This window comes from Mycobacterium sp. OAS707 (genome assembly GCF_014873705.1).
GTDB lineage: Bacteria > Actinomycetota > Actinomycetes > Mycobacteriales > Mycobacteriaceae > Mycobacterium.
Window position 1 is genome coordinate 2,007,059 of record NZ_JADBDS010000001.1, and the last position, 25,455, is coordinate 2,032,513.

General features: G+C 59.6%; 21 protein-coding genes. 7 read left to right on the plus strand and 14 right to left on the minus strand.

From position 1 onward, the window contains the following. Positions 1-484: 484 nt before the first annotated feature. The gene (locus GGC64_RS09905; protein ID WP_192722188.1) at positions 485-631 is read right to left on the minus strand and encodes a hypothetical protein; all 147 of its coding nucleotides are present in this window, start codon (positions 629-631) and stop codon (positions 485-487) included. 497 nt (positions 632-1,128) lie between these two features. On the opposite strand from GGC64_RS09905, the gene GGC64_RS09910 reads away from it, so the two are divergent. Genes GGC64_RS09910 through GGC64_RS09930 form a run of 5 tightly spaced genes read left to right on the plus strand, consistent with a single transcriptional unit; the run spans position 1,129 to position 6,995 of the window. Next, on the plus strand, positions 1,129-2,865 hold the full coding sequence (locus GGC64_RS09910; RefSeq protein ID WP_225951230.1) for a DUF4012 domain-containing protein: 1,737 nt from the start codon (positions 1,129-1,131) through the stop codon (positions 2,863-2,865). After that, positions 2,853-4,040 (plus strand): glycosyltransferase family 4 protein, encoded by a 1,188-nt coding sequence (locus GGC64_RS09915; RefSeq protein WP_370582044.1) that lies wholly within the window; start codon positions 2,853-2,855, stop codon positions 4,038-4,040. The genes GGC64_RS09910 and GGC64_RS09915 overlap by 13 nt, the downstream gene beginning before the upstream one ends. Positions 4,041-4,049: 9 nt before the next feature. After that, on the plus strand, positions 4,050-4,955 hold the full coding sequence (locus GGC64_RS09920; RefSeq protein WP_192722190.1) for a bifunctional 2-polyprenyl-6-hydroxyphenol methylase/3-demethylubiquinol 3-O-methyltransferase UbiG: 906 nt from the start codon (positions 4,050-4,052) through the stop codon (positions 4,953-4,955). Positions 4,956-4,959: 4 nt separating this feature from the next. Further along, the gene (locus GGC64_RS35140; RefSeq protein ID WP_304611082.1) at positions 4,960-5,709 is read left to right on the plus strand and encodes a CatB-related O-acetyltransferase; all 750 of its coding nucleotides are present in this window, start codon (positions 4,960-4,962) and stop codon (positions 5,707-5,709) included. Next, positions 5,709-6,995: an oligosaccharide flippase family protein gene (locus GGC64_RS09930; RefSeq protein ID WP_192722191.1), complete on the plus strand. Its 1,287-nt coding sequence runs from the start codon at positions 5,709-5,711 to the stop codon at positions 6,993-6,995. The genes GGC64_RS35140 and GGC64_RS09930 overlap by 1 nt, the downstream gene beginning before the upstream one ends. Before the next feature lie 40 nt (positions 6,996-7,035). Here GGC64_RS09930 and GGC64_RS09935 read toward each other — a convergent pair whose 3' ends face one another. Together GGC64_RS09935 and GGC64_RS09940 are read right to left on the minus strand one after the other, a co-directional pair. Next, positions 7,036-8,172 (minus strand): Coenzyme F420 hydrogenase/dehydrogenase, beta subunit C-terminal domain, encoded by a 1,137-nt coding sequence (locus GGC64_RS09935; protein ID WP_192722192.1) that lies wholly within the window; start codon positions 8,170-8,172, stop codon positions 7,036-7,038. 107 nt (positions 8,173-8,279) lie between these two features. Beyond that, the gene (locus GGC64_RS09940) at positions 8,280-9,329 is read right to left on the minus strand and encodes a polysaccharide pyruvyl transferase family protein (protein ID WP_192722193.1); all 1,050 of its coding nucleotides are present in this window, start codon (positions 9,327-9,329) and stop codon (positions 8,280-8,282) included. A gap of 355 nt (positions 9,330-9,684) precedes the next feature. Between GGC64_RS09940 and GGC64_RS09945 the strand changes: the two genes are divergently transcribed. Then, positions 9,685-11,058, plus strand: coding sequence for an O-antigen ligase (locus tag GGC64_RS09945; protein WP_192722194.1), 1,374 nt, complete (start codon positions 9,685-9,687; stop codon positions 11,056-11,058). Here the strand turns inward: GGC64_RS09945 and GGC64_RS09950 are convergent. The 11 genes from GGC64_RS09950 to GGC64_RS10000 form a co-directional block, all read right to left on the minus strand. Next, positions 11,005-11,919 carry a glycosyltransferase gene (locus GGC64_RS09950; protein WP_192722195.1) on the minus strand — a complete coding sequence of 305 codons (915 nt, stop codon included), beginning with the start codon at positions 11,917-11,919 and terminating at the stop codon, positions 11,005-11,007. The two genes, GGC64_RS09945 and GGC64_RS09950, sit on opposite strands and share 54 nt — an antisense overlap. Before the next feature lie 11 nt (positions 11,920-11,930). Next, the gene (locus GGC64_RS09955) at positions 11,931-12,740 is read right to left on the minus strand and encodes an FkbM family methyltransferase (RefSeq protein WP_192722196.1); all 810 of its coding nucleotides are present in this window, start codon (positions 12,738-12,740) and stop codon (positions 11,931-11,933) included. Between the two features lie 73 nt (positions 12,741-12,813). Then, on the minus strand, positions 12,814-13,005 hold the full coding sequence (locus GGC64_RS09960; RefSeq protein WP_192722197.1) for a hypothetical protein: 192 nt from the start codon (positions 13,003-13,005) through the stop codon (positions 12,814-12,816). Next, complete coding sequence (locus GGC64_RS09965) at positions 13,002-13,628, minus strand: low molecular weight phosphatase family protein (protein WP_192722198.1); 627 nt, start codon at positions 13,626-13,628, stop codon at positions 13,002-13,004. The genes GGC64_RS09960 and GGC64_RS09965 overlap by 4 nt, the downstream gene beginning before the upstream one ends. A 3-nt stretch (positions 13,629-13,631) precedes the next feature. Further along, positions 13,632-15,083: a polysaccharide biosynthesis tyrosine autokinase gene (locus GGC64_RS09970; RefSeq protein ID WP_192722199.1), complete on the minus strand. Its 1,452-nt coding sequence runs from the start codon at positions 15,081-15,083 to the stop codon at positions 13,632-13,634. Positions 15,084-15,183: 100 nt separating this feature from the next. Beyond that, the gene (locus GGC64_RS09975; RefSeq protein WP_192722200.1) at positions 15,184-16,134 is read right to left on the minus strand and encodes an NAD-dependent epimerase/dehydratase family protein; all 951 of its coding nucleotides are present in this window, start codon (positions 16,132-16,134) and stop codon (positions 15,184-15,186) included. A 29-nt stretch (positions 16,135-16,163) separates the two neighbouring features. Next, positions 16,164-17,189: a GDP-mannose 4,6-dehydratase gene (locus GGC64_RS09980; RefSeq protein WP_192722201.1), complete on the minus strand. Its 1,026-nt coding sequence runs from the start codon at positions 17,187-17,189 to the stop codon at positions 16,164-16,166. Continuing rightward, the gene (locus tag GGC64_RS09985) at positions 17,186-18,388 is read right to left on the minus strand and encodes a glycosyltransferase (RefSeq protein ID WP_192722202.1); all 1,203 of its coding nucleotides are present in this window, start codon (positions 18,386-18,388) and stop codon (positions 17,186-17,188) included. Before GGC64_RS09985 ends, GGC64_RS09980 begins: the two co-directional genes overlap by 4 nt. A gap of 76 nt (positions 18,389-18,464) precedes the next feature. After that, entirely contained in the window at positions 18,465-20,003 is a 1,539-nt protein-coding gene (locus GGC64_RS09990) for a sugar transferase (RefSeq protein ID WP_225951233.1), read from the minus strand. A gap of 553 nt (positions 20,004-20,556) precedes the next feature. Further along, entirely contained in the window at positions 20,557-21,030 is a 474-nt protein-coding gene (locus GGC64_RS09995; RefSeq protein ID WP_369434909.1) for a hypothetical protein, read from the minus strand. A gap of 258 nt (positions 21,031-21,288) precedes the next feature. Further along, positions 21,289-22,227 carry an NAD(P)H nitroreductase gene (locus GGC64_RS10000; RefSeq protein WP_192722203.1) on the minus strand — a complete coding sequence of 313 codons (939 nt, stop codon included), beginning with the start codon at positions 22,225-22,227 and terminating at the stop codon, positions 21,289-21,291. A 436-nt stretch (positions 22,228-22,663) separates the two neighbouring features. Here GGC64_RS10000 and GGC64_RS10005 point away from each other — a divergent pair, with 436 nt between their 5' ends. Beyond that, complete coding sequence (locus GGC64_RS10005; RefSeq protein ID WP_370582045.1) at positions 22,664-25,447, plus strand: AAA family ATPase; 2,784 nt, start codon at positions 22,664-22,666, stop codon at positions 25,445-25,447. Positions 25,448-25,455: the final 8 nt, after the last annotated feature.

Genomic DNA, 25,455 nt, shown 5'->3' on the forward strand with positions numbered 1-25,455 from the left:
ACGCTCGCGATTACAGGAACTGGGTAAAACTTTGCTATAATTAACGCTGCCGTTTAAAATGACCGAGTTGCCGAGCACGCAGGTTTGCATCAGGCAAACGTCGGAGCAGCCTTGCGCAGTCGCAGATCGGCCAGCGGCAATCAGCGGGGCCCGGGCGCGTATTCGGTTAGCTACATCTGGCGTCGACTGTTCGGCGGACACGGTTCGCGGCATCGCTACACACGAAGCTGCGGGTAACCCGACGCACCCGGGCTGGCAGGCACTCCGACGACAAGGACGAGTTCGGAGAAAGAAGCTGGTCGGCTTGGTAGTTGAGGCGCTCCGACAACCCTGGGCCCGGAACGACCACTGGGGGGGTTCGTAGGCGACACAGCGTTAGGGAAACAACCGATTCGCGGCGGGTTGCGCTTGGCTAGCCTCGACTTATTGACAGCAATGTCGAATAGGTCAAGGGGGCCGCAATGAACAAGCTCGGTACGAAGCTTCAGATTGGCACTGCTACATGCGCGGTCGCCGCCGCTGCAGTGTTGATGCCGCTGCCGGCGGCCCAGGCGGCCTCGCCGGGTTCACTGGGCGGGTCGGCAGGTGGCGGAGCTGAGCTCATCGCCATCCCGACGGACTGCGTCCCCACGACGCCGTCAGATTGCGCCACCACGCTCGCGCCGAGCGCGGCCGCACTCCCGAGCCTTCTTCCTGGCGGTAACACAATCTTGCAAAATCCGTTGTGGTGGTTCGGGCCGCCCAATACGAATCCCCCGACACAAACGCCTGTCTTCACCTTTTACCCGCTGAACTTGCTTCCGGGTTTCATCCGGCCGCTCTTCAGTTGGTTCGCAGACATCAACTACGAAGCGTGCATCTTGGGCTTCACGTTGCACATCGGGCCTTACGGTGCCGTCAGTGGCTCATACAGTCGAGGCTGTGCCTAGTTTTAGTCCGACGCGAGTCACCCAGCTAGTGCGGCGCCCGAGCTAGTCCGGTCGGTGCTGCACCCCTCGTAGCACGGACCTCGCCTTAGAGCACGGGAACTCTCAAGTGCATATCCTTTCGCGACAGCCGTTTAGCGATGAACCGAACGGCGGAGATCACCAGTCCCCGAAAAAGACGTCTCGGCGTCACCGCCGCATGATGTGGGCTGGGCTGGCACTGCTGATAGGCGGCATAGCGTTCGGTTGCTGGCTGGGCGTCCGAGCCCTCGAAGCAAAGTCGAATCTCGAACAGGCGCGTTATAGCGCCCAGCATGCGAAAGATGCTCTGGTCAAAGGACAAACCGCTGACGCCGCGCGCTTCGCGGACGACGCAAATTCGCAGGCTCTATCCGCACGAGCGGCCGCTCACTCATTGCCGTGGAACATTGTCGCGGCTGTACCGTGGTTAGGCAGCCCGTTCAAGAGTGGTCAGCAGATGACCGACGTTGTTGTGGACCTGACGACAGAGGTGCTGCAGCCCACCACGCGTATCGGCGTAGCGATCTCGCCGGACCGGTTGCTCAACAACGGCCGGGTGGACTTAGAACTACTCCGAAACGAAGAACCCCGACTCAGCAAGATATCGGCGGATGCCGCGCGATTGAATGTTGAGGCCAAGGCAATCTCAGACCCCACATATGTCTCGCGTCTCCGCGAAGCTCGGTCCGCGATTCAGGGGCAAACGTCGGAAATCGCAAAGGTACTTGAAAACACTGCCCTAACCGCGCGTCTTGCGCCATCGATGATGGGCGCCGATGGGCCGCGCACATATTTCATGGGCTTTCAAACGAACGCAGAAGCCCGAGGGACTGGCGGGCTCCTCGGCGGATTCGGGATACTTCGGTTCGACAATGGAACCGCGACCGTGGATACATTGGCAGCCGACACTGAACTCAAGGGCGCGTCCGCTTCCCTTGATCTCGGCTCGGAATTTTCGGGCGTGTACGGGTTCACCAATCCTTTTACGGACTTTCGCAATAGCAATTTGAGCTCCCACTTCCCATACGCTGCCCAAATTTGGCAATCCATGTGGGCGCAGCGGTCCGGGATGAACGTAGACGGGGTCATCGCTATCGACCCCGTCGCGTTGAGTTATATCCTCGGCGCGGTCGGCCCGGTTACGATTCCGAATGGTGAGGTGGTAACGAAAGATAATGTCGTTGAATTAACGGAGTCGACTGCCTATCGCCGGTTCCCGACAGACCAAACTGCGCGCAAGCAATATCTACAGGACATCGCAAATCAAGTGGTGAAACGAATGACTGGACGGGTAGACTCACCACGCCAGCTGCTCGATGCCCTGGGGAGAGCTATCAGCGAGCGTCGCATCGCGGTATGGAGTTCATCGCCTGCCGATCAGAAGCTACTTGAGGAAACGCCGCTGGCACATGTAATTCCCGACGACTCCGCCCCGTACGCCGAGGTTGTGATCAACAATCTCGGTGGCAATAAGCTCGACTATTATCTGCGACGGCACATCGAATACACGGCGGACGGATGCGCAGGAGATACGAGGAAATCTATAGTAGTTGTCCAGATAATGAGTATTGCGCCGGACAAATCTCTTCCCGACTACGTATCTGGTTTAGCTGGCATATCACCCCAAATACCGATCGAGGCGCCGGCCGGCACAATGCTCACCTCCGTCCGCCTACTCGCGACGAAAAATGCCAAACTGCTGAGCGTACTTGCAAATGGCCAGAAGGTGCCCGCCTTCACGAACACAGAACGGGGCCATCCGAGCTTCGAGGTACAGGTCGCCATACCCCCCGGCAAGTGGGGCGAGCTGCGCTTCCAGCTGTCCGAACCTACCTCCCCCGGCACACCGCAGGTGCCCACCCAGCCACTCGTCGACAACATCAGTCCCGTCGTCAAGGTGCCCGAGTGCAGGGGATAAGCCGCAGAAGCGGCATTGACTCGACGGCTACGTCGACCTTCACGGCGAAGAAAACCACATTGGACCAGGTTGATCTGTTATTCGATGCGCGACACATTCGGCAGACCGGCATCGGCAGCTACATAAGCGCCCAATTACCATATCTGGAAGAGGCGCTGTTTCAACGTCAGAAGTCGCTCGCCGTCTTGGCGGATGAAGACGCAGTACCACCTGTCCGTGGAAGCACGAAAGTTATATCATCTCCTCAATCCGCCGCTCCAATGTATTCAATTCGCGAGCAGAAAGCTTGGAGTGATGCTTTGGACTCGGTTCGGCCACGCGCGGTTTGGCTGCCACATTATCCATGCCCGCTTGCTCTATTTCGACCGCGCAATAGTGAAGTCAAGCTCTTTGTCACGGTGCTGGATACGATCCACCTCTTGGAAAGAAATATCAGCGGCTTGGGATTCGGGCGCCGAATGTACGCGCGCACAATGCTAAGCCTCGACGTGCGAAGATGCCGTCAAATAATTACACCTTCGTACGCAACGGCGAGGAATCTCCTTCGCCTGGCGCCAACCGCACCGGTGACAATGGCACCGATCCCAATTGACAGTTCCTGGTTTGAGCCCGTCGACACCACCCTGTCACCCATCCAAGGGAAGTACATTTTGTATGTCGGGTTGCCCAAGCGCCATAAGAACCTACCCCTTCTAATCAATGCTCACGCCGCAATTGCGTCGGAGGTACCCCACAAACTCGTGATAGCCGGGGGCGGTAATGTTGCCAGCAGAGTCGACGAAAGAGTCGAACTTCTCGTCGGCAATAACGCGCACAACATTGAGCTGGTGGGGAGACTCGACTTCGACGCTCTCCGTTCGCTTGTCGCAGGTGCAGATCTTCTGGTTTTACCGTCGCTGCACGAAGGTGCTGGACTCCCTCCGCTCGAAGCAATGGCATGCCGCACTGCTGTACTCGCGTCAGACATCCCAGCGCTGAGAGAAACCTGCGGGGATGGCGCCGACTACTTCGATCCCCACGATCCTGAAGAACTGGCATACCTCATGCGAAGGTATTGCTCCGATCAGGAGGCCCGTGCGCAACTGACTGAACGCGGCTGGTCTCACGTCACCCGACGACAATCGACGATTTCATTCTCCGCGGCCGCGGAGGCCATATGTTCCGGGCTGGAATGAGGGCCGATCATGTACGCGCCTGATTCGATGATGCACATCAACGAAGACGTCATCCCCAGCGACGGCGGGCATGAGATCCGAGCCGGGAAGACCGGCCCAAGATTCCTCAATCGGGGCTGGCTGATGTTCTGCGACGCTCTGCGTCAGTTCGTCCAAGCGAACGTCGAACTCTGCGACCGCATCACGCCTTCCATCGTCCAGCGGACACATGCGTACGAAAAGTATCGAGAGGCAGGCGTAGCCCTACTCCAGCGCGAGCCGCGGTGTGTCCTCGACGTGGGCGCCGGTAGACAATGGCATTTCGAACCTTCGCTCAAGACGCGGGACATGGTTCTGATCGGCTTTGACATCGACAGCTCCGAGATGGCGCAGAATCTATTGCTCGATCAGAGAGTCTCCGGAGACGCGTGCGCAAGCCTGGGGGTGCCCGACCAATCCGTGGATCTGATCATGGCGCGGGCCGTGATCGAGCATCTCCATGACAACGGGGCGTTCCTGGTGAACGCAAATCGGGCCCTTCGCGAAGACGGCCGTCTCATTGTCACCTTTGCAAGCAAGCATGCTCCATTCGCGCTGTTGAACCAGGCTCTCCCCCAACGTGTTTCGGAATGGCTCCTATCACGCCTCGTGCCAGGCACGTCTGGGCTCCTCGGCTTCAGGGCATTCTATGATCGCGCGAGTTACCGCGAATTCAAACGACTTCTGGTCAACTCTGGCTTCGAGGTCGAGCGCGCGTACGCAAGCTTCTTCTCCGCGGGATATTTTCGGTTCTTCGTGCCCCTGTTCCTCGCACACCTCGGGTTCGACTACCTGCGCAACGCGCTCGGCAACCCCCGCCTGGCTTCCTATTTCATGTTCATCGCGAAGAAGAAGCCCTCGACAGTGCCATCGGACCAGTCAAAAACTGAAATTTGAACGAATGAAGAGCGGACCCACTGCCTCCCGTGTATCTCGACGATCTGACACGACCGCCGAGACGAACGAACGCGTTACTCCTGTCCTCCAGAGAACAAACCTCGAAATCAGTCACGCTGAAACAGTCATGCGTAGCAGCGCGTTCGGCCGATGGTTTTCCCAGCACTGCCGCCGCATCCCTTGGCGGGATCGAATGCTGGCGCTGATTGTCAAGGTCGAAGGGGGCCAGCTTTATTCGACCACTCTCAGAGCAGCCTTGCGGCGGTGGTACGACGTCGAGGTCGGGCCGTATTCGTACGGATCTTTGCTAATTCCGGGAAATGCTGATCGCCATACGGTCATTGGAGCGTACGTCTCTATCGGGCCGAATGTGCGCAGATTCGGTGCTGCTCACCCCATGTCGAGTCTCAGCCTGCATCCCTTTTGGTACAACCCGGCGCTCGGCGTAGTACCCAGCGGTAGCGACGTTCCGCGCACGGCGATATCGATCGGTCACGATTCGTGGATTGGAGCCAACGTCACGATCCTTCCAGGCTGCAGAAAGATCGGCGTGGGCGCGGTGATTGGCGCGGGATCAGTTGTGACCAAGGATGTCCCCGACTTCACCATGGTAGCGGGCAACCCCGCACGAACCATTGGCACGCGGCTCACTGAGTCCGAGCGCGACGCGCTCTTTGACGCGAAACCGTGGCTCCTGCCGCCCGCAGAAGCAGCACGAGCGCTCATCTCAATCCGTGACAAGCCGCGCGGCTAGTGTTCGCAGCCAATCGATCTGCGACAGCAGCAGCGCCTCGCCGCCGATCACCGTCACTTCTCATCATTGGTCGCCTTGGTGCCGTATCCCTGGCACTTGTGAGTGCGCCCATAGTCGCGCGGACCCTTGGCCCGCAGGGCCGCGGCGAAACGGCCGCCGCCCTTGCCCTGTTCCTCATCGTGCCGGTCGTCCTCGGGTTGGGAATCCCGTTAGAAGTACGGCGACAGGCCGCGACGTCCGACGGGCACGCTGTCATGCGCACAGCCAGAACACTTGTCGTTCTTTCAACGACCGGCGCCGCAGCGATCGCGGCGCTCACCTACTTCACAATCTTTTCCGGCTTCAGCTCTGGCGGACGTGCAATCGCAACGTTGGGCATCGCGTTAGCGCCGTTGTCGACGAGCTGGGCGATTGACGTCAGCGTCCTCGTCGCGCATCGGCGGTACGGCGCTGTCTTACTGATGCAATTGTTACAGCCGGCCGTATACGTCGCACTCATTCTTCTGTTCTGGGTCCTCGACATTGCGACGGTGGCAACCATTCTCTCGGCAAGTATTGGCGGCACAGCGGCCACGTTCTTCGCCGGGCAACTGCTGGTGCGTGTTTCGGTTCGAGGTCAGCGTGTCGACGCGAAATCACTCTTGCGGAAGGGTCTTTCGTTCTCTGGAAGCGCTGTCGCGGAGGCGGCGACCAGTAGAGCGGATCAGGTACTGGCGTTGCCCCTCATAGGTGCTTACCAAGCGGGGCTTTACTCAGTTGCCGCCACGATCGGTGCAGTTCCGTTGGCAATTGGGCATGCGCTGGGTGCCAGCTATTTCGCTCCGGTCGCGCAGGCAGAAGGTAAACGCCGGTTACAGATACAGAGCGAGGCAATCCGCGCGGCTATCGCGGTCGCGTTGATGACTACACCGCTCATTGCAGTGATGGCCTGGGTTGCAATACCTGTGCTGTTCGGCGAAGCGTTTTCGGCCTCCGTCCCGGTGACCATGATCTCGCTGCTGGGAAGCGCCGCGATGTTGGCCGCCTATGTTGCATCGATGTCACTCGCCGCCGCCGGTAGAGGAATCAAGATGACAATCGCCCAAGTGGTCTCGCTCATTACTGGGCTCGTCGGCTTGGTGGTCATGGGCCCCGCGCTTGGCGCAGTCGGAGCAGCAATTGCCTCGACTCTCGGCTACTTCACGCTCTTAGCGATACTGCTTGGCTCCCATCGTGTTTCGTCACGAACGTTTGTTCCTCACGCGCGTGACTTCACCGGCGTGATCCAACGGCTGAGACGCGATTGACGACGGACGGATCGCTGCCTCAGCAGACCCGCTTGCATCGTCATAATTCTGGAGTTCGGTACCTCGCCTTGAAGAGACTCCGTTCGAGTGTCCCTAAGAACGCTTTGGCCAACTTCTTCGGATTCAAAGTCGTAGAAGCAACAAGGTGATAGCCGTGGTAGCTCGGAACCGGTCGGCCCGCGAGTACGCGCCCGATAAGCCGCACGACCAGGGTGCGCTTGCGTTCAGTCTGTAATGGCTGGACTCGGGCCACGCCATCCAGGTCGATGCTGGAGAGGTGGAGTACACCCTCGCTGGCTGCCCGCAGGAGCCAGTTATGCCCACGCTCGGTCCTGGCGATAACAACCGACGTTCCGTCCCTGTCGGAAAATGTTGGAAACCCACGCTCATCTGCTTCCCAGAAGTCGCCTACCGCGATGTCGGCAGATGCTCCGGTCCCGTCGGGGCACAATTTGCATCGCCAAGGCAGGTCACGCCCAAGGTGCTCACCCCAGGATTTCTCGTACGACAGCCGTTTCGCGTTGCCGCATTCGTCCTCAAATGTGAAGTCGCCCGGCCACCCGTTGCCGCGATACCTCAGGATGCGAGCCTTCGCCGGTTCCGTCCCGAATGAACGGATCAGATCATCGGTAGCAGCTTGGCTCGGCACGCCGGCGCAGAAGAAGCTCAGCGATGGAGGCCGATCGCCGGCGGGAACAAGTCGATAGTCTTGCAGCTGACGAAGCGCGCCTGCCTCACACGGCCTGCCCACATAGACATCTCGCCCTGTGACATCGTAGGCGGCTAGCGTGGAGACGGGCGCGTAACGCGAACCGGCGGAGCGCAGCGCCTCTTCGCGCTTCATGACGGATACGGAGACGGTCCGGCGCGACTCGTCGGCATCTGGAGCGACGCCGACCGCGCCTTTCGCGATTCCAGAGTCGATCATCCATAACGTCAACGCGGTGAGTACGCCTGCGCTGCCTCCGGCGAAACGGATCTGCGCATCGCTTGCCTGACCCTCCCACGCCGAAACGTAGCCGCCAAAAACCTTGTGATGCTTGAGCTTTGCGAGGTCAGGAGCCTCTAACCGGAGGCCGGGACATATCGCGTCGAATTGGTGTCGTTCCTCGCGGGCTTCCGCCGCCGTAGCTGGCGGACAACTGACCCGCGGCCGTAAGTGACCACGCTCGTCCAACGCAAGGGTCACCCTAGACGACACATGCGAACAGGCGCCGCAGCCCGAGCAGGTATCTGCTCGGCGGACGACATGTGCGATGCGTTCTTCAAGTTCGTCTCGACCAGTCATGGCCTTATGCGCCTTAGCGTCGAGACCGCTTCTTCCAAACGGCTTTGAGCGATGGCGAGACTGATCGGCAGCTGCTCTAGAAGACGTCCCTCGAGTGTCATGTCGTCGAGCAATTCAGACAATCGGCAAGAGAAGTCCGGAGTTTCTCGAAGGTCGATGATGTGATTCCACCCGATGTCCCTCAGGAGTGGCTCGAACTTGCGGGAGTAGGCAAGGGGTATGGCTGGAGTACCCATGGACAGCGCATTAAGGCAAGCGTGCATCCGCGAGCCAATGACGAGCCTGCCGCTACCTAGAATCACCCGGGCCACAGTGAGATTCGGCGGGGCCAGAAACTCGAGGCTGCTGTCCCCGCCATACTCTCGCTCCAAGAGCTTCAAGGGGGGTACGTCATTGTCTCCGGCACCAGGTTCATTAATGGGAACGTCTGGACCCACAACATGGGCCAACAGCGTCACCCGGCGGCCCCGATTGAGGAGATCTTTGATCGAGCTGCGCACTGCCCGCTGGTAAGCGAGATTATCCACATGATGGTTCGGCGGCCACAGCAAGCCAGACACGTTGAAGATGACGTCCCGGGTCTTCTCTACCGGAACTTGCGGTAGCGCGAACACCACGTCAGTTGAGATCGCGTCTGCCGGTCGAGCCAGCCGTGCAACAGCTTCCGCACTGACGCTGTCCCGAGTAACGATGCACGCGACGCGGGAGATCGCGCGGCGCGCCAACATCTGACCGATACGGGTGCTAAATGGCCCGATCGTCTGTGGACCAAAGACGACTGGGATACCAAGCCGATGCGCAACGCTCTGGACGTAAACCATGAGCAGGAGGCGCTTGAAGCCGTAGGCGTCGGTGAAGCTATCACCCGCGCCTGAGTCAAGGACCATGTCGAAGTCGCTCAGGCGCTTCGTGATTGGCCCTCTAAACGAAAGAAGCTCTTGAGCGGCCGATCGTTTGCCAAAACTAACGCCGGATTCGCCCCACGCGAAGTCCTGTAGTTCGACCTTGGTGTCGTCACCCCACGTCCGCCGAGCCAGCATCGACATGCCCTCTGCTAGCGCTCGTACACCAAGGTTGTAATTCTTGGTTCCGTCAGCCCAAAGGACCAAAACCCGCATCGCCATTTTCCCTACGCCCGCAGATTCCACATTTGTACAACGCCAGCTTAGCCACGTACCACCTCTCCCGTTCGATCTCGACAAAATTCTAATGAGGACGCCGATTTTGCAGCAGCAGCAGCTCTTTCTGAGCTCGATCGATAACACAAATAACTACTGACACAGCATTCACTTGCGATCAACAAGAAACGCCTTTTGGGCGCCGCCGCCGATCCCTGCACACCGCGAATGTTGACGCGGCGAAAGCCACACAAGACAGCTAGGCTACGCCTACAGTTACTAGGTGACCATCGTTCGCGAACCGGCTGCCGCAAGAACTATCGCAGTAACCGCGCCCGCCGGCGGACTCCTACTCGTCAAGGCGCTGGTAGTTGTTGCAATGTTCAGCGGGTTTATCAATCTGATCCCAGCTGGCGAATTCATGCCCGCCACATTCCTCATTGACTCGATCGTCGCCGCTATGGCGCTTTTAGCGTTCATCGCCTTGTGCCGTGGTGCTTCGTTGGAATTCTGGATGATTGCTTTGATTCTATTGCTCGTGGCCAGCGTGGTACTAATGCTTCAGGGACCCGAGGCCGTAGGACCACAGTTCCGGGCGGTCCGCAATCAGGTCTTCTACGCATTTGCGGGCTTATATACCGCTGTCGCAGTTCGAGACAGAGATGGTGCAATGTCGATCATGACCCTCGTTATGCGATTGGGTCTGGTGCTCGCGGCATTCGGCTGTGTGCAGTTTTTCTTCCGCGATATCTTGCCCGAATGGCTCCTTTTCTCGCGTGACACTATTCTGTTTTCCTATTATGGCACCGACATATCCCGTTCAACTGGATTGGTAGGTAACTCGATAATTTTTGCGACGCTGTTGGTGCTCATTTACTCGCTCTGGCTGGCCCAGGCGCTGTGGCGTCCTCGCGTCATGACCTTCGCGAACGCAGCGCTAATGGCGGCCGGCATCGTCACCACCTTTTCCCGTGCATCCATACTCTGCGCGGCATTGATTAGTTTCTGCATGCTGGCCGCTGTGCTGTGGCGCATCCGTCCGAGCCGCCGCATCCCGCTGCTGGCGTCATTGTCGCTGGCTGGTGCACTCTTGGCGATCGGCTTCATCGGCAACGAGAGCTGGCGGGATACGCTGACGGGATCCTTTATCTGGAAAGGACTTTTCCTCGGCGAGAATGCCACGGCGGCAGGATCAAATAAACGGCATTACCAATACGCGACATTTGCGATTGAATCGTTTTCACGACATCCGGTGTTCGGGATCGGTCTTGGTACCCAGAGCCAATACTCAGAGAACGCGATGTCGTCAGTGGTGATCACAGATGGATTCCACTACTCTACCTTAGTCGAGGGTGGGCTATTCCTCTTCCTTCCGACGCTTCTGTTTTTGTTGGCAGTCATTTTTCGAGCGGTGCGGGCGTACCACAGCTTCCCCCTCAGCTTCAAGCACATTCCATTCGCAATTGCGATATATTTCTTTTCTCAGGTTGCGATTGCCGGGTTCATCAACACTGGTTTCTATGGCAAGGTTGCGAACCTGATCGGATGGATTGTTTTTGGCGCAATGGTAGCCCTTGCTCGCGCAAACACGGCCGAGGGAGCGCTAACGCAGGCCCTCAAACGCGATGTATGCCGGACCCGTTACTGTTCGACCTAATCGCCAGCCTTCAGTTATGTACCGGGCTCGGCATCCATCTCCCGACAGCAACGAACGAGCCAGCCTCGCCCATAGGCGAAGGACGCCGATCCATATTCGACCGCCGGCATGCAGGTGTAAGAAGTAACGAAATGAGGCTGTCTCATACGCTGTCACACGTGTACCTGCACGAGCGTGGGATGACGCCACTTCATGGATCAAATGAGCAGAGGGCACCACAGCGAATCGCAATGAGGCTTGCTTCATTCGCAATCCGAAATCTACGTCCTCCCAGTACATAAAGAATCGTTCGTCGAGCAGTCCGATTTGTCGAAATGCTGAGGCGCGCACCAGCACACAAGCCCAGGTCAGAAAATCTATGTCGCCCCGGCGACTGCGCTCGTCCATGTTCCAGGTCCAACGATTAATGACACCGCCTGAGGAGATGAGTTCGCCTTGTGGCGTCAAGTTTTTCGGGCCGACCATTGACAACGATGTGTCGTCATTCAGAGCGGCAACCAATCTTGCTAGGGATTCAGCCGAAAGAACGGCATCATTATTTATCACCAAGACTGATTCAACATTCGGATGGCTCAGTAAGTCGCGGATACCCGAATTGACTCCGGCAGCAAAACCAATATTCAGACGGTGCTGAATGATGCGTATCCTCGCATCCGAGGGGAGCGCACTTTCGAGGCTACCGTCAGATTCGTTGTCCACAGCGACGATGTTCGTCAGCAGCGGAGATCTGATGAGCTCGGAGACACAGCGTGCAGTCTTCTCGGTATCGCGCCACGTCAATACAACTGCTCCAACATGCCCGGCAGCCTCTATCGCGCCCGATGCTTCGCTCATGCGCACCGTGTCCCGAACGTTAGGCATGCGGTTCATCGTTACCTGGGTCGCACGGAACAGATCAAGTCGGAGCCGCCGTAGTAGTAGTCGCGGCGGACAGTCTGGTAGAGCTCTGGAAGTCGACTTCGTTCCACGACGCGCTTGTCGGTGGTCAGTGAAAAGCATTGGAACTGAGGAGGAATCCGCTCAACGAACTGCTCGAATGAGCACCCGTAGGCGTGTTCGACGTGGTTGGGCACGATCTCGCAGACGAAATGCCTTGCACTCGAGAGAATGCGCTGCATGCCTGCCATCGCGCGGTATTCCGCACCTTCGATGTCCATGATGACGACGTCGAACTGTCCACTCAATTCGTCGTCCAGGCTAGCGCCGCGCACGCTGATGATTTCCGGTTGGTCGTAGAAGAACTCAAACTGTCGATCGGGCGGCATGATCTTCGCGCCACCGCTGTTCGCCTTCGACGCCACGAACTCGAGCACACCGGGCGCTTCGGACGCCGCCAGGTTGTAAAGCCGGCAGTTTGTCAGTCCATTGATCGCCACATTCATCTCTAACAGTCGGTAGCTCTCGGGATTCGGTTCGACCCCGACCGCCTCCCGTACGACTGCGGCAAGCGGCAACATGATGGCGCCGACGTGGGTACCGACCACCAACAGCCGCGTCTCGGGCGTCACCAGGGACCGGTACTCCTCGAGGTTTCGCGCGTCGTAGCAGCCATCGAACGCCAATCTGCGTCCGACACCGAAATCCCTAGCCGCGGCGATCAGGAACATGCCGTCTACCTCGTTGAGGAAGCCGAGGCAGTGTGGCCCAGCGATTTTCGCCCTTATATCCGAAACAGTCGCCAACACACGAAGTTTCGAGTGTACCCAAGCTGTCTTCAATTCAAGCCTCCCAGCGCAGAAAGGGCTATCGTGTTGATCATCCGGGGCTAGGTGTCGTCTCGAAGGAGGACATCGGCAGCAGCATTTGCCCGCCCAGGTCTACATGAGGCGGACGCAGCGACGCCGACACCAGCATGATGTTTGCAATCACCATGACGATGAGGGCGATTATCTGCCACCTCCATAGCAACATCCCCCGACTGTTGGCCAGGGTCTTCTGGTTCTTCATGCGGCCACCTCTGATATCGCCGCTGAGGCTGCGCGCTCGATTCGCGCGACGGCATTGGCGATGAGGGCGGCCGACGCCGCGTACGCGCCATCATCGCGGCCGTATGGATCGGGTATGTCGTCATCGGCGAGATCCGCTGGCGGAACTGCGAATCCGCGTCGAGAAGCGACGATGCGAACAAATGTAGACATCATCTCCGGCACCGGAACCCTTTCCTTGAAACGCAAGAGTCCCGCAGCGCGGGCGTCTTCTGTCAACCGGGCAAACTCGTTGAGTGTGAAGGAAACCCGGCTCTTCGAGGGCACGAGCAGTGCGGTCTCGCGCCGGTGATTGCGGGTCATCGCGAGGACTAAGTCAGCCTGTTCGGCTTGTAGTCGGTCCAACTGACGCGCAGTGCGGCTCGTGACGTCCACAACAACATCTCCTGCAAGAACGGCCATTTGGGGTGCAATCACGGCGCCACGTAGTGCCTCAGTTCCGGCACTAATAATCTCAACTCCGTCAGCCCACCCGAGACGAGCGATCGCCGCGCGTAGCAGCAGCGCGGCATAGGGGGATCGGCAGACGTTCCCGGTGCATACCGAGAGGATGCAGAAGCGTGCAGACTGAGGTGCGGCGGACAAGTTTCAGGTTCCCCTCGTATTGGTCACTGTCTTGCTCATGTTCAGAAATTGGCCCGGGTCCAAAGGTGACCCATTCGTCTCTCGGCCGGCGATCCCGTACGCCCGGTATCCATATCGGGCGTACCCGTACGCCTCGGCCCCCTTAGTCGGCATCATCGTTAACACGATTCCGGCAATCCGGGCATCGACGTTGTTCAGGGCATCGATTGCCGACTGGAGCTGCGCCTTATGGGTACGCCCGGATGCGACTACCAGTAATGCACCACGTACATGCTTTGACAGCACGGCGGCGTCAGTAACGGGCAGCAGTGGCGGGGTGTCAACCAACACGACGTCATATTCCTTCTCCACCAACTGAAGCAATTTCATCATCGCTTCTGACCCAAGTAATTCGCTGGGGTTCGGGGGGATCCTGCCGGCGGGCAAGATGTCGAGATTTCGCAGGCCCCAGTTCTGCACTGCGTCAGGCAGCTCCACTTTTCCGATGAGTACATCTGTAAGCCCGACTGCGCCCTCCAGGCCGAAAATAGGAGCGACGTTGGGATGCCGCAAGTCCGCGTCGATCACGAGCACGCGGACATCGGACTGCGCGATGACGATGGCAAGATTCGCGGTCGTTGTTGACTTACCTTCGGCGACCGATGCTGACGTAATGACGAAGCTTCGCGGGCCGCCTTCGACATCAAGGAACTGCAGGTTGGTGCGTAGGCTTCGGAATGCTTCCGCCCGTGGATCTGTCGGCGCAGACTGGACGATCAGGGGGCGCGTCTGCGCGGATTCGTCGAACGCGACGCCACCTAGGATTGGTGCATCGGTGATGCCGCGGACATGCTGACGACCGCGGATGCGCGTGTCGAGCGCGTCGATCAGCACTGCCGTGACGACGCCAACCGCAAGGCCCACAAGCAGGCTCGCGGCAAGGTACAACTTGGTTCTGGGCACCACTGGGGCAGTTGGGACTTGGGCTGGCGTCAGAATCGTCACCGCCACGGGAGACTGCTCATCCGCCCGGGGGCGGGTCAGCATCGACGCTTCATCGCGAAAACTGGCGGTGACGGCGTTCGCGATGTTCGCGGCCTCTACTGGGTTCTCACGTGTAACGGCGATTTCAATGTTCACCGTGTTTGGCGCTACCTTCGCTGTGATGTCAGATGCGAGATCCGCGACCGTCTCGGTGAGCCCGAGTTGCGGGTCATCTACAACCTTGCTCAGTACTGCTGGCGAGGAAATCGCCTCAGTGAACGACTTGATCATGCTTTGGGTGTAAAGAGCTCCCTGATTGAACTCCTGCATCGTCCCCGCGTTCTGCACGGAGACAAAAGACAGCGTCCTTGCTTCATACTGCGGGGTAATCAGGATGCTCGCAGTAGCACCGATGGCGAGCCCAGCCATTGCTGACAAAGCGATAAGTAGCCATCGTTTCCGGATCACTCGGATGTAGTCGCGTAGCTCCACTCGTCCTACTCCTTACATCCGAGTATCTCGTGCAATCGACACCGGCCACGGCCCGAGCGCGAAACTATGTGTCCGCCCAGCAGAGGCACAACAAAAGTCGTCATCGGCAGGCTCCGACCATTGCGCCGCCGTCGGCCGAGCCGAGTGAGCTGCTTGAGTCAACCGCGATGCTCACATAGTCCTCGACTGATGACTGCAGTTGGATTCCTGGCCGCCATCCCGTCTCGGCGCAAAGGCGTTGAGCATTCCCGATATTGGCCGAAGGATCGATTACGCGATCAACTGTGACGTCCGTGGGCGGGATCGGCTTACTTAACGCGGCGCACACCGCCTCCAGCATCTGCCAGCCTGATCGGGCGATGCCGGTGCATACGTTGTAGGTCGTGTGGCGCGGCTCAGGCTGCTCTAGCAGAAGCCGGTACGCCCAGGCAATGTCGCGAACATCGGTGTAATCTCTTGCCGAATCGAGGTTTCCAACAGACATTACTGTTCCTGGTTCCCATTCTTTCACCTTCGCAACCAGATCGGGCACGATGAAGTTTGGGGATTGCCCCGGCCCGACGTGGTTGAACGGGCGAACAACGACCGCGTCAACTCCTCGCTGCATGTAGTACTCAGTCTGCCGTTCCACCAACAACTTTGAAACGACGTACGGTGACGTAGCCAGCAGCGGAGATCCTTCTGTCAGCCCGAGGCTCTCTCGGGTGTTGTCATAGACGGCGCCGGAGCTGACAACGATCGCTCGCCCCCGCCATTCGGCTTTGAGAGCGCTTTCGAAAATGTGGGTCACCATCGAGCTATTGGTGTTGATGTATTCCTGGGGGTTGTCGAACGACGGTCCGACAGCCGCCAAGCCGGCCAGATGAACCAGCCCATTGATCGGGCCTACCTTCGGCCAGCCTCGCGTCAGGTCGAAGGGGTAATACTCCTCTAGCCACTGTGTGATACGCGCAGGCGGCTCGTCCGGATCGGATATCCCGATGACGCGATAGCCGGCGGTCGCGAGGTTTTCTACCAACACTTGGCCGACGAAACCCGTTGCGCCCGTCACTGCGATCCGATCCCCTGGGCGGACGGGCCTCATGCGCTAACCGGAATTGCAAGGGCACCATAGCGGCCGCGCTGTAATGCGATGTCGTGGTGGACCATTCGGCTAACCAGCTCCGGGAAATCTACTTCACGCTTCCAGCCGAGTACCGTCTCCGCCTTCGCCGGATTGCCCAGCAAGATGTCGACTTCGGCGGGGCGCACGAACGCCGGATTACGTTTGACATATGGCGACCAATCGTCAATACCAATCTCCTTGAACGCCAAGGTCAAAAAGTCACCAATCGAGTGTGTCTCACCGGTAGCGAGGACGAAATCGTCCGGTTCATCGTGTTGCAACATTTGCCACATTCCGCGAACGTAGTCGCCGGCGTAACCCCAATCCCGCTCTGGCCAAAGGTCACCTAGCTCCACGTACTGTTGTAGGCCGAGGTAAATCCGGGCGACCGCATGGGTGATCTTGCGAGTTACGAATTCGACGCCACGTCGCTCTCCTTCGTGGTTGAACAAGATGCCGCACGACGTGAAGATTCCGTGGCTCTCGCGATAGTTTCTCGCGATCCAGTGACCGTATAGCTTGGCCGCCCCATACGGGCTACGGGGATGGAAGGTTGAGTTCTCGTCGTAGCCCAACACAGGGCGGTTATATTCGAGGCCGCCGAACATCTCAGATGTCGACGCCTGATAGAACCGCGTCTTGCCGGACCTGCCCGTCATCCGAATTGCCTCGAGGCAGGCCAAGACCCCTCGACCCGTAGTGTCCATCGTCAGTGCCGGATTTTTGAACGAGTACCCGACGTGGCTGATCGCCGCCAGGTTATAGAACTCATCCGGATCAGACTGGTCGACGGCGCGGAGAATTGACGCTGGATCCAACAAGTCCGCCTCGAGGAGGACGGCAAAGGGAAACTCCTCGAGGATCTGCTCCTTCTTGAGGTTGCTCTGACCGCGCACTATCGCGTAAACGTGATAGCCCTTCTCGTGCAACAGGGCCGCAAGATGCCCACCATCTTGTCCGGTGATGCCCGTGACAAGAGCGTTTTTGCCGTGTGTGTTCACTTGACCTCCTGCGGGTGATACCTGTGAGTGAATGTGAGTGGTTGACGTGTTGAGCGGGCATTTCGCGCATTGCGCATCTCGTCGGGGCTGGGACCGCCGGTGACCCAGGCGACGAGGCGTTCAGCGAATCTGGATTCAGAGAGCTCCAGCAGTTCGCAGAGGGTCGGGCGACATCCCTCGTTTATCAGCTGTCGTGTCTGCTCTGCGACTTCATGGAGATCCGCGAAATCTACTGCTGCGCTTGCCAACGAACTCGCAACCGCCTCCCGGGCGCCGCCGGCGAAGTTCACAATTGTGGGTGCTCCCGCCGCCATCGCCTCGACGGGCATCATGCCGAAGTCTTCGACGGACGGAAACACGTAGGCGGCCGTTCTCGCGTAGAGCGCATGAAGAAGGGCATCCGAAGGTGACAACACCAACTCGACGGGCACTGCGGCACTTGCCGCCAGAGCTTTCAGGCGCGACTCCTCTGGGCCGCTACCTGCGATCACGACTGGGAGTCCGATGAGTTCACCGACTTTGATTACCTTGTCCAGCCCTTTGTAGGGGACGAAACGTGATGCACCAAGGATGAATTGGGCTGGCAGTTGGTCAATGACGCGGCGATCAGAATCGCTTAGGCCTGCACCGGTTCGCGCAGACTCTGCGATCGCCTCCACCGCGACGGGCGGAAAGATCACTTTAGCGTCCCGATTCCAGTACCTGCGGATGCGATCTCGCACGTATCCGCTGATTCCGGCGATTGCAACGGCCTCAGCGGCCCGACGACGGTCGAGCTGCCGGTAATGGGACGAAGCGACGCGTACGAGTGGATTGTTACCACGAATGTCAACTTCCGGTGTCCAGATATAGCGCGCCGGCGTATAGGCGTACACAAACTTCGGCGCAGACAGATTCACACCCGAGAACCGAGCATGATGAGCGAACAGGTGAGAGCTCGCCAAGACCCAGTCGTACTGATGATCACTCCGAAGCGCACGCCACGTCGTGGGCATAAAGGGCAACGCAAGAGCCTTGGAACGACGGAGTGGTGTACTCGAAAGCCACGATTCGGAGATATCGCGTCCGGCCATAACGGATCCGGAATCGCGCCAAAGCGTGCGCAAGTCCGCATCAGGAAATGCTCGGCTCATCGCCGCGAAAACCTTTTCAGACCCGCCGTGTGCCGATATCCACTCGTGAATGATGACCCCCGCCATTATGTAATGTCCGCCCTTGCAGGCATGGTTACGGGGCGGGCGGCCCCACTGAGGCATTGTGCGTTCGACATGGAGATCACCGACCCCGGTAGCAAAAGACCTGGCGGAATGTCCGCAAGATGATCTTGATATCGAGCCAAAGCGACCAGTTTTCAATGTAAAAGTTGTCGTACCGAGTGCGGTCGGCGATAGACGTATCACCTCTGAGGCCACAGACCTGAGCCAAGCCGGTAAGCCCGACTTGCACGCGATGACGCGCGTTATACCGATCGAACTGCATGGAGAACTGCGCCACAAAGTGCGGCCGTTCCGGCCGCGGACCTACCACAGCCATGTCGCCTCGAAGAATGTTCCACAGCTGAGGCAACTCGTCGATCGAAGTGCATCGCAGAAACCGTCCGACCGGGCCAACGCGGCTGTCATTGGCCACACACCACATCGTTTCTGACTCGGCATCATTGGCAGGCCGCATAGAACGAAACTTAAGAAGCTGGAAGTGCCTTCCATCGCGCCCAACTCTGACTTGCCTGAAGATGACCCCGCGACCACCCTCGATCCTGGTGGCCACCGCAGCACCAATGATGACCGGCAGCAAGACAATCAGCGCGACGGTCGCAACTACGACGTCCAGCCCTCGCTTTACGGCCTGGGCGGGACCGTAGAGACGGGGACTGCGGATACGCATGATCGGGATGGAGCCAATACGGTCAGCTCTCCCCGTCGCGGTGTAGAAGTGATGCAAACGTGGGACAACGAGCAGCTCCGCGTCTCGACACGTCTCGGTACGAACCGATTCAATCAAGGCACGTTCATCAATACCGCTGTCCGCCAACATCAGACTGTCTGCACCAGTTGTCGACACCACCCTGTCTAGATCAGCAAGATGGCCGAGGCATGGTAGATAGTTCTCGACTGGACAGTGGTCGCCATCATCGAGGAAGCCCGTCAGATCGAGTCCATACTCCCTGTGCTGCAATAGAGTTCGTGCGAGTTCTGCTGCTACCGGCCCGCCGCCGATGAGGATAGCGCGACGCCGCATTATCCCTCTTCGCCGACTTATGACAAGTATCCACATGATTAGGACCCGGCCGAAAACAACCAGAAGAGCTGCCTCGCACGCAGTTTGGAGGAAAGGCACTACCTCCGGCCGTGGGCGAAGGTAGAGGACGGCTATGGACGCAATCGCCATGGCGGTCAGCAACCGACCGACGATAGAGGGCAGCTCATCTAGCGCGCTGATGTGCAGGGGTACAACGTACCGACCGCCATCAGACAGGAGGTAGGCGCCCAGCACTGCCATCATCGCCATCGAAGAGAACTGGGCGGGACGCCAGAGAAGGGGAGTAAGAATCAGGACAAAGTCGACAATCGGGACGACCATGCGCGCGGAGAAATGACTGTCGGATCGCACGCTGAGACCACTGTTGCAGTTATAGGAATTGGTACGACGCCCATCTTCTGCACTATCGAGAACCGTTGTGCGATCATTGCTCCCGGCAGCCGCAGGTAGATCAGGGCCCGCTAGTGGATTGTCGAGGGTGAGGACGCTGGTCGGTAGATCACCGCGAGCATTGACATCGGCGACCGGGGACTGCCGAGGAGCAGTCACCGTCATGGGATCGAGGACACCGGTCACTGTTTAACACCTGGCGTGCGGACGTGGACTGTCGGCCGTCCCCATGTCGGAGCTGCGTTGGCCGCAAGTGCATGTTCGCGCGCGTCCTGCCAAGAAAACATCCGTAGCCCCCTGTTGCCGCCGATAACGACTTGGCCCGTGAGAGTGACAGTCTCAGAGCCGACTTGTCGGTGCCGAGTGACACTGCCTCACCTGATCTTTAGCCTATTCACCCCGGGCGCTTTACGAAATGAGGTGTTTCCCTAACGTTTTTGGCGTGAGTACCCCCGGAATTCACAGCTATAGGCGCATTCTTTAGGGATAGACCCGTCGGCGCTCTGTCTGCGCGACAGGGAATTGCGTGGGCACCCTCACGCCGCGAGCCCATGCGTTAGCGCAACACCGTGATCGGCGGGTCCCATTCAATCCGCAAGGTCGCGCAACGAATTACGTTGAAATGATTGGGCAATCTGGGTTGCGCGTTCGAGAACTAAACGGCAGAGCCGTTTTTCGCCACGTGTGCACTGGGTCACCAGCCGCGCCTTCCGCCCGCTCAGATTTCACATAGCCCTGAACGTTTGCAGATGACCTGGCATTGATGCAGGCGCTCGTCGCTCGAATTGCACCATGTGGGGTCCTTGTTGATGATTGCCGCTGCTTTCTGATCTCTCTTCCCCATGGCGCCTTGCGGGGTCATCACCGAGTTGCCGGGATGACCTGGCGAGGCGACGCGGTTGGTGCAGTTTAAGTTGAGTATGTACTCGTTTTTCCGCATATTGTGACCGCTGGCATCGAGGAACTTCGACATGTGCCAACTCGTCACGATGCAGTCGTCCGTCGTCAGTTCGCTTCCGGTGATCGTCCCAATCACGGGCTTGCCGTTCCACTTGGCGATCGCCGATGCAGCGTCGCCGTATTTCTGCCCGGCCAATGGGTCAGCTGCGGACGCGATGCCGCAACTGAGCACCGCCGAGAGGACCGCCGCACCAGCGACACCGAGTATCCGTCCAACCAAACCGTTGATCACGAACCCCTCCTCGTGGCAACACGCATCACGTCGCACCGGTTCCACCGCATATTGCCGGCGCGTCCGAAGCCGCTCGATGCGGCCACTGTCGCTATTGAACCGACACTATTGCGAGGGGGAATGGTGATGAATCGGTTGTTTTCCCCTGCTTTGCCTCCCCTACCCCCAGCCGTTTGCCGCCCAGGACCGCAGGTACCCGCCAGCTAACGACTGTGCGCAGAGCAATCAGCAGATCGTTACAACAACGTGTCAGCGACGTCAGGCGCTGGTCAGCGACTGATCGTTCGGCCACTGACAGACCTCCGCCAACGGCCGGCGCGGAGTCGAAGGAAGCGGATCGGCGTCCACCTGAGGCCAGCCGACACGCATCAAAATCTGCGGAACTCCAACCACACTGAACAAGTTTGTGTGCATGGTGTCTCGTACGTCGCCGCACTGAAGCGCCTCCGTGACAGGACAACTCGCAAGTCCCAACGCGGTAGCCGACAGCAGCACCACGCTCATCGCTTCACCAGCGCGCAGGCGTGCGAGCCTACTGTCATCTTTGGTTCCAAGCGCCAATACGACCGCGTTGTCAACCGCGGCATCAGCGTCGGATTTTGCCGCGTTCCAGTGCGGACCGTCGGCAAACGTCACATGGCGTTCGCTTTGGCCGGCCGCGTCGCCATGGTGTTCGTGGCCTGTCCGGTGTCGCCAGACTTCTTGGGCCACAACGTGTTGCACATTCTCCACGCCTTCGACCCGCCGCGTCGTCACCCCTGTAACTGCGGTGCGTGCGCCGATCAGCGCCAGGTCAGCGGCAGACACCGGCCACGAGCTGTATGGCCGCCAGTCATTTCGCTGCCTCGGTATTGCGGAGGCAAGCGCGACGTCGAGTGCACTGGCCGAGTGCGGATACAACTCCAAGTCCGCGAGATGTTCGGGTTCGGCGGCATCGGGCAATCGCTGCACCCTCGCACGCCAGCCCATCGCCGCCAGCGCGACGAGGCAGTGGTGCAGCGACGCGCCACAGCTCAGCAATACGTCTCGATCTTCCGCGTCCGTGTGAGCGCCGCGCCGGTTCGCGTCCGCGTAGAGATGCAGACTCTGCGTGCCCACCCGCCATAGCCACGGTTGGCAGTCGCCGACCGACGGCGCACGCGTTGCGAGCGACAGCGCCGTATGGATTGTGTTCTCTTTGGGAAAGCAACTAATCATTTGCTGCCCTCGCTTTCCGGGCCCCCCGGCCCAGCCCGAACCACCGCTCCCGGCGACGGTGATTTTGAGTGATTGGGACATCGACTCGGCCGTCGAAGCGGCCATTGCTTGCTATATCTGCACCGCTGTGCGTGTTCGGCGCAGTAGCCAATGTCCGATTTGCGAAGTCCCCAAGCTGCCTCTGCAACATACCGCCCCCGGTAAACACGCTGTTCAGGCCGGATATCGCAGACGGCGGCGCACTCTGGTTCAGCGCAGCGGACAGTTGCAGACGCAAAAAGTTGATTTTCGGTCTGCGCCGAACACTCAGCTTTGCCATCTCTGCACCCCGCGGGAAACTTATTAACGCCTAGGTAAATCATAACGAGAAACTTGAAGGATTCTGGCAAAATCGGGATTTGCTAGGTGAATACTCCACCCTGTGTCGGGGGTCGGCGTGAACCGCTTTGGGAAGCTGGCGGCGGTAGGGGACTTCTTGACGGAGGCCAGTGCGCAGCCGTCGTGCCTTGTCGTCGACGGCGAAGCCGGCATCGGCAAGACCACACTCTGGCTGGCTGCGATCGCACAGGCGCGCGAGCGTGGCTTTCGAGTGCTTTCCGCCCAGGCGGGCCAGGCCGAATCCTGGCTGGCCTACGCGGCCGCAGCCGACCTGGTCGGCGAGATCGAAGCGTCTGTCTTGGACCAACTTCCAGAGGTGCAACGTGTCGCGCTGGACCGTGTTCTGTTGCGATCCGACCTCAGCGGCGGCATGCCTTGCGACCAACGGGTCGTCGCAACCGCTTTCCTCTCTGTGGTGGAAGGGCTCGCACACACGACACCGGTGCTGGTGGCGATCGACGACGTCCAATGGCTGGACCCGTCGAGCAAGGCCATACTCGCGTTCGTCGCACGTCGTTTGACGGGCCGCGTCGGAGTGCTCGTCACCGAACGGTCGCAACGCGGCGTCGAGACCGCGACATCGTGGCTGCGGCTGCGCAGACCCGACGGCGTCGAGCGAATTCGCGTGCGCCCGTTGAGCCTAGGCCGTCTACGCGACTTGTTCGATGAGAAACTTGGTCGATCATTTCCCCGCCCGACAATCGTACGAATAGCCGAGATATCCGGCGGCAACCCGTATTTCGCGCTCGAGTTGGCACGCACAATGCTCACGGGCTCACCATCTGAAGAATCAGACTTACCCGCCACGCTCGCCGACCTGGTACGCGCACGAATCGGACGCCTGGACACCCAAGCGCAGGAGATGTTGTTGGCGACCGCCTGCTCCGCCGAGCCGACGGTCGACCTATTGGCAAGGGCCACAGGGAATTCCATTGAACAAACCGTCGAGTTACTCGAAGAGGCCGAGAGTGAGGACATCATCGGCATCGACGGCAACCATGTGCAGTTCTCCCACCCGCTATTGGCCCGCGGCGTCTATACCGACGCCACACCGTCGCGCCGCCGAGCAATGCACCGGGCACTCGCTGACGTCGAGGCCCTGCCCGAACTGAAGGCCAAGCACCTCGCGCTTGCCACCACCAATACCGACCCGGTCACTCTTCGCGCACTCGACGAAGGCGCGGACGCCGCGCGGGCCCGCGGAGCCCCAGCGGCGGCAGCCGAGTTGGTCGAATCGGCGATTCGACTCGGCGGTGACACCCCATCGCGCCGGTTGCGGGCGGCCGACCACTACTTCCAGGCCGGCGATAACAAGCGGGCCCGTGCCCTGCTCGAGCCGACGATCAGCCAGCTCGAACCCGGACCGCAGCGCGCGACCGCACTCACCCTGTCCGCCGAAATGCTGATCGCTGACGGTAGTTTCGAGCAGGCCGTCGATCTGCTGTGGACAGCGCTGAGCGACGCCGCAGACGATCACCCATTGTTGGTGCAAATACTGCTGTTGTTGTCGAACTCACTGATCGCCACGTGTGAATACGACGAGAGCCTGCACCACACCCGGCAAGCCGTGGTGCTGGCAGAAGAACTCGGCAATCCGATGCTGAGCAGTCAGGCGCTGGCGATGTGGGTGAAGGTGAGTTGCATGTGCGGCCAGGGAGTCGACGAGCTCAGCCTGTCGCGTGCACTGGAACTCGAAGACCCCGAGCTCGACGTGCCGTATCCGATGCGCGCCAGTACCGCCTACGCCCTGACACTGGCCTGGACAGGACGACTGGCCGAGGCGCGCAGACAGATGTACGAGGTGCGCCGCCACTGCATCGAACGTGGTGCAGAGGGCCTCCTCATGGACCTGTCCCTGCACTGCGCCTTGATCGAAATCTGGCGCGGGAGCTTCGTTGACGCCGCACAGATTGCCACCGACGCGATGGAACGCGCAGAGCAACTCGGCGGCGACCAAATGCTTGCTGTCGCAATGGCAATCCAATCCGCGGTCGACGCATACGCCGGCCACGACGAGGAGGCCCGCGCCCATGCGCGCACCGCATTGGAGGCCGCAGAGCGCTGTGGGGCGCGCAGCCTGACCCAATGGCCTGCCGTGACTCTGGGATTCCTGGAAGTCTCGCTCGGCAACTACGCCGAGGCGCTCGCTGCGTTGGAGCCTTTACTCTCCGAATTCGACGCGATACCAGGCACTGAGATCATCACCGCCTCGTTTCTGCCCGACGCGATCGAGGCGATGATTGCCGTTGGCAGGCTCGACGATGCCGAACTGCTCATCGACGCGCTGGAGCACAACGGCCAATGGCTCGACCGTCCTTGGATGTTGGCCGTGGGGGCCCGCTGTCGAAGCATGTGGCTGGCCGCGCACGGTGATGTCGCGGCTGCCGATCAGATGGCCCAACAAGCGCTACACGAGCATGAGCGATTGGCCATGCCTTTCGAGCGCGCGCGCACCCAGCTACTGCGCGGCCAGTTGTTACGTCGGCAACGCCGAAAGGATCTCGCGGCAGCCGCTCTGCACGAGGCGCTCGACGCATTCGAGGAGATGGGCACACCCCTGTGGGCAGAGCGGGTCCAAGCGGAGATCGCGCGCACCCGTGTCAGCGCGACCCACGATCTGGGGCTGACCCCGTCAGAGCTGCGTGTAGCCGAACTCGCCGCTTCGGGGATGACCAACCGCGACGTCGCCGCCACCCTGTTCATCAGTCCGAAAACCGTTGAACACAACCTGGCACGCGCCTACCGCAAGCTCGGAATCCACTCCCGCGCCGAATTAGGGCAGCAGATCAGCCAGCTCAATCTGGGGGAATCAACCGATTCGCACAGCGCCGGGGGTCATTAACCTAACGA